Origin of the sequence: Pseudomonas sp. CM27 (assembly GCF_013179515.1) — a bacterium.
In the GTDB taxonomy this organism is placed as follows: Bacteria; Pseudomonadota; Gammaproteobacteria; order Pseudomonadales; family Pseudomonadaceae; genus Aquipseudomonas.
The window spans coordinates 1-4965 of record NZ_JABMCN010000235.1; the positions used below are offsets into that span (position 1 = coordinate 1).

The 4965-nt window shown below is 62.3% G+C and carries 4 protein-coding genes and 1 pseudogene; 1 reads left to right on the forward strand and 4 read right to left on the reverse strand.

Annotation, left to right across the window (positions count from 1 at the left end):
- Positions 1–128 (forward strand): annotated as a pseudogene (locus HP547_RS23470) (ribosome assembly RNA-binding protein YhbY); the annotation flags it as partial.
- A 12-nt stretch (positions 129–140) separates the two neighbouring features.
- Here the strand turns inward: HP547_RS23470 and HP547_RS23475 are convergent.
- From HP547_RS23475 to HP547_RS23490, 4 genes are all read right to left on the reverse strand, one after another.
- The gene (locus HP547_RS23475; protein ID WP_172230871.1) at positions 141–590 is read right to left on the reverse strand and encodes an MFS transporter; all 450 of its coding nucleotides are present in this window, start codon (positions 588–590) and stop codon (positions 141–143) included.
- Positions 568–1050 (reverse strand): transcription elongation factor GreA, encoded by a 483-nt coding sequence (gene greA / locus HP547_RS23480; protein WP_172230874.1) that lies wholly within the window; start codon positions 1048–1050, stop codon positions 568–570. Before greA ends, HP547_RS23475 begins: the two co-directional genes overlap by 23 nt.
- A complete protein-coding gene (gene carB / locus HP547_RS23485) occupies positions 1047–4268 on the reverse strand; it encodes a carbamoyl-phosphate synthase large subunit (protein ID WP_172287665.1) in 3222 nt (1073 codons plus the stop codon). Before carB ends, greA begins: the two co-directional genes overlap by 4 nt.
- 105 nt (positions 4269–4373) lie before the next feature.
- A partial coding sequence (locus HP547_RS23490) for a carbamoyl phosphate synthase small subunit (RefSeq protein ID WP_172287668.1) occupies positions 4374–4965 on the reverse strand: 592 nt, incomplete at its 5' end.

Here is a 4965-nt window from a genome sequence, read left to right on the forward strand (position 1 = left end):
AAACCATTGCCCAATTGTGCAAGGCCGGCCGTGCCGAGCTGGTGCAGACCATCGGCAAGAAAGCCCTGATCTACCGCAAGAACCCACAGCCGAACAAGCAGCTGTCCAACATCCACCGCTACAAGTAACGGTGGCTCCGCTCAGCGGCGCGTCAACCGCGCCCTGACCGGGACTGGCTGGGCTACCAGCACGATGCCGGAAAAGCCCAGCACCAGGAAGCAGAACATCTGCCAGCGCTCGCCTACGGAAATACCGTAGCGCAAGGTGTAGTACCCCACGCAGGCAGCGAAGCCGAGCAGCAGCATCTGGCCCCGGAACTGCCGCCACCAGGCCGCCAGGCCGTCAACCCTCGCCAGCACCGCCAGCTGGGTCAATAACCCCAACAACGCCACGCCGATCAACCAGCGGTCGATCTGCCCGGCGATGTCCTGCACCAGCAACGGCGCCAGGCCACTGACCTTGAGCGCGGGCACCAGCCCCACGTGAAACACCCACAGGCCACCGACCCAGAAAACCTGGGCCAGCTGCCAGAGGATCCCCTCGAGGGATGGCGCCCGCAGGCGCCGGTCAGATGTGCTGGACTTCGACAATCTCGTACTCGACCGTGCCGCTTGGCGTCTTGATGACGACGACGTCGCCTTCTTCCTTGCCGATGATGGCACGGGCGATAGGCGCGCTGCTCGACAGCTTGCCTTTCTTCACGTCAGCTTCATCTTCGCCGACGATCTGATACTTCACACGCTCGTCGGTTTCAGTGTTGGCCAGCTCCACGGTGGTACCGAAAATGACCTTGCCGGTATGGGCAATGGTGGTCACGTCGATCACTACCGAATTTTGCAGACGGCCTTCGATATCACGGATACGGGCCTCGACCATACCCTGCTCTTCGCGGGCAGCATGGTATTCGGCGTTTTCCTTGAGGTCACCCAGCTCGCGGGCTTCACCGATCGCCTGACTCAGGCGCGGGCGCTCGGTCTTGCTCAGGAACAGGTGCTCCTCTTCCAGGGCGCGAGCGCCCTGGACGGTCATCGGGTATTTCGTAATGCTCATGCTTCGAGTCCTGCATGCAGATCTTGCAAGCGACGAACGGTCTTCTCGGGACCGAATTTCAGCGCTTCGCAGATGGCTTCACCGGCCGCAATGGTAGTGGTGCAGTAAATCTTGTGCTGCAGCGCATTGCGACGAATCGAGTACGAATCGGCGATCGACTGGCGGCCTTCGGTGGTGTTGATGATCAGCGACACTTCGTCGTTCTTGATCATGTCGACCACGTGCGGGCGACCTTCGGTCACCTTGTTCACACGGCGCACTTTCAGGCCAGCCGCCTCGATGACCTTGGCGGTGCCAGCAGTGGCAACCACTTCGAAGCCCAGGGCAATCAGGTCGCGGGCAACGCCAGCCACTTGTGGCTTGTCGTCATCGCGCACGCTGATGAACGCCGTACCGCCAGTCGGCAGCACTTCGCTGGCGCCCATCTGGGCCTTGGCAAAGGCTTCGCCGAAGCTGTCGCCGACGCCCATGACTTCACCGGTCGATTTCATCTCAGGGCCGAGGATCGGGTCAACCCCCGGGAACTTGGCGAACGGGAACACGGCTTCCTTGACGCTGTAGAAGTTCGGGATGATTTCCTGGGTGAAGCCAAGCTCTTTCAGGGTTTTGCCAGCCATGACGCGGGCCGCGATCATCGCCAGGGAGGTGCCGATGCATTTGGACACGAACGGCACGGTACGCGAAGCACGCGGGTTGACTTCGATCACGTAGATCTTGTCGCCCTGCAGGGCCAGCTGCACGTTCATCAGGCCGACCACGCCCAGCTCCAGGGCCATTTTCTTGACCTGTTCGCGGACTTCGTCCTGCACTTCCTTGCTCAGCGAGTAAGGTGGCAGCGAGCATGCCGAGTCACCGGAGTGAACGCCGGCCTGCTCGATGTGCTGCATGATGGCGCCGATCACCACGTCGGTGCCGTCGCACACCGCATCCACGTCCATCTCGATGGCGCAGTTGAGGAAGTGGTCGAGCAGTACCGGGCTGTCGTTGGAAACTTGTACCGCTTCGCGCAGGTAGCGCTTGAGCTCGTCCAGTTCGTAGACGATCTCCATCGCGCGGCCGCCGAGTACGTAGGACGGGCGCACCACCAGCGGGTAGCCGATGCTGCCCGCTGCGCGAATGGCTTCTTCTTCGCTGCGCACGGTGGCGTTTGGCGGCTGCAGCAGGTTCAGACGCTGCACCATTTGCTGGAAGCGCTCACGGTCTTCGGCACGGTCGATGGCATCCGGGCTGGTGCCGATGATCGGTACGCCGGCTTCTTCCAGGGCACGGGCCAGTTTCAGCGGGGTCTGGCCGCCGTAGTGGACGATGACGCCTTTCGGCTTCTCGACGCGGCACACTTCCAGCACGTCTTCCAGGGTCAACGGCTCGAAGTACAGGCGGTCGGAGGTGTCGTAGTCGGTGGAGACGGTTTCCGGGTTGCAGTTGACCATGATGGTCTCGTAACCGTCTTCGCGCAGCGCCAGGGCCGCGTGTACGCAGCAGTAGTCGAACTCGATCCCTTGGCCGATACGGTTAGGGCCGCCACCGAGGATCATGATCTTGTCGCGGGTCGACGGATTGGCCTCGCACTCTTCCTCGTAAGTGGAGTACAGGTAGGCGGTGTCGGTGGCGAATTCGGCGGCGCAGGTGTCGACGCGCTTGTAGACCGGGAACACTTCCAGCTTGTGGCGGTGACGGCGCAGGTTCTTGTCGGTGATACCGAGCAGAACAGCCAGTCGCTGGTCCGAGAAACCTTTGCGCTTGAGGCGCAGCATCATCGCCTTGTCGATGGCCGACAGGGCCAGGGTCTTGACCTTCTCTTCTTCCTTGATCAGATCTTCCATCTGCACCAGGAACCACATGTCGATGCCGGTCAGGGCGAAGATCTCTTCGCAGGTCATGCCCGAACGCATGGCGTCGGCGACGTACCAGATACGCTCGGCGCCCGGCACGGTCAGCTCGCGCTTGAGAATGCTGGCGGCTTCAGGGCTGGCCAGGTCGACTTTCGGGTCGAGGCCGCAGGCGCCGACTTCCAGACCGCGCAGGGCTTTCTGCAGGGATTCCTGGAAGGTCCGGCCGATGGCCATGACTTCACCCACGGATTTCATCTGGGTGGTCAGGCGGGCGTCGGCTTTCGGGAATTTTTCGAAGGCAAAGCGCGGCAACTTGGTGACAACGTAGTCGATCGACGGCTCGAACGAAGCCGGGGTGCGGCCGCCGGTGATGTCGTTCTGCAGTTCGTCGAGGGTGTAACCAATGGCCAGCTTGGCGGCAATCTTGGCGATCGGGAAGCCGGTGGCCTTGGACGCCAGGGCGGACGAACGCGATACGCGCGGGTTCATCTCGATGACGACCATCCGGCCGGTGTCTGGGCAGATACCGAACTGCACGTTGGAACCGCCGGTTTCGACACCGATTTCACGCAGCACCGCCAGCGAGGCGTTGCGCATGATCTGGTATTCCTTGTCGGTCAGGGTCTGTGCCGGGGCAACGGTGATCGAGTCACCGGTGTGCACACCCATCGGGTCGAAGTTCTCGATCGAGCAGACGATGATGCAGTTGTCCTTTTTGTCGCGGACCACTTCCATCTCGTATTCTTTCCAGCCGATCAGCGATTCGTCGATCAGCAGCTCTTTGGTCGGCGACAGGTCCAGACCACGGGTGCAGATTTCTTCGAACTCTTCACGGTTGTAGGCAATACCACCGCCGGTGCCACCCATGGTGAACGACGGGCGGATGATGCACGGGAAGCCGAGCTTTTCGAGGACCGCATTGGCCTCTTCCATGCTGTGGGCGATACCGGAGCGCGGGCACTCCAGGCCGATGGCCTTCATCGCCTTGTCGAAGCGCGAACGATCTTCAGCCTTGTCGATGGTGTCAGCGTTGGCGCCGATCATTTCTACGCCGAACTTTTCCAGAACGCCGTGGCGCTCCAGGTCCAGGGCACAGTTAAGTGCGGTCTGGCCACCCATGGTCGGCAAAACGGCGTCCGGGCGCTCTTTCTCGATGATCTTGGCCACAGTCTGCCATTTGATCGGCTCGATGTAGGTGGCGTCGGCCATGGCCGGGTCGGTCATGATGGTGGCTGGGTTGGAGTTCACCAGGATGACGCGGAAACCTTCCTCGCGCAGGGCTTTACAGGCCTGGGCGCCGGAGTAGTCGAATTCGCAGGCCTGGCCGATCACGATCGGGCCGGCACCGAGAATCAGGATGCTTTTGATGTCTGTACGTTTTGGCATGGTGGTCACTCAAATCCGGGGTCAGTCGGCAAGCCGCTTTGAACAATCTGGGTCAGGCGCGTCCGGGCGCGGCAGGTGCCGGCCCGGGGCCTTGAAGCAGGATGCTCAGCGGCGCTTGGCCATGGCATCGGTGAAACGATCGAACAGTGGCGCGACGTCGGTCGGGCCTGGGCTCGCCTCAGGGTGACCCTGGAAGCTGAACGCGCTCTTGTCGGTGCGCTCGAGACCCTGCAGGGTGCCGTCGAACAGCGACTTGTGGATGGCGCGGACGTTAGCCGGCAGGGTCGCCTCGTCAACGGCAAAGCCGTGGTTCTGACTGGTGATCATGACCACGCCGGTGTCCAGGTCCTGGACCGGGTGGTTGGCACCGTGGTGGCCGTGGCCCATTTTCACGGTCTTGGCACCGGAAGCCAGGGCCAGCAACTGGTGGCCGAGGCAGATGCCGAATACCGGGATCTCGGTCTCGAGGATTTCCTTGATCGCCTGGATGGCGTAGTCGCACGGCTCCGGGTCACCCGGGCCGTTGGACAGGAACACGCCGTCCGGGTTGAGTGCCAGTACTTCGCTGGCCGGGGTCTGGGCCGGCACCACGGTCACGCGGCAGCCACGGGCGACCAGCATGCGCAGGATGTTCAGCTTGACGCCGTAGTCGAAGGCAACCACGTGGTACGGCAGGTCGGCGGCGTCGATGGTCGGG

What these genes read in the sequence shown, in the direction of transcription:
- carB (WP_172287665.1), bottom strand. Translation starts at nt 4,268, where the DNA reads ATGCCAAAACGTACAGACATCAAAAGCATCCTGATTCTCGGTGCCGGC.
- greA (WP_172230874.1), bottom strand. Translation starts at nt 1,050, where the DNA reads ATGAGCATTACGAAATACCCGATGACCGTCCAGGGCGCTCGCGCCCTG.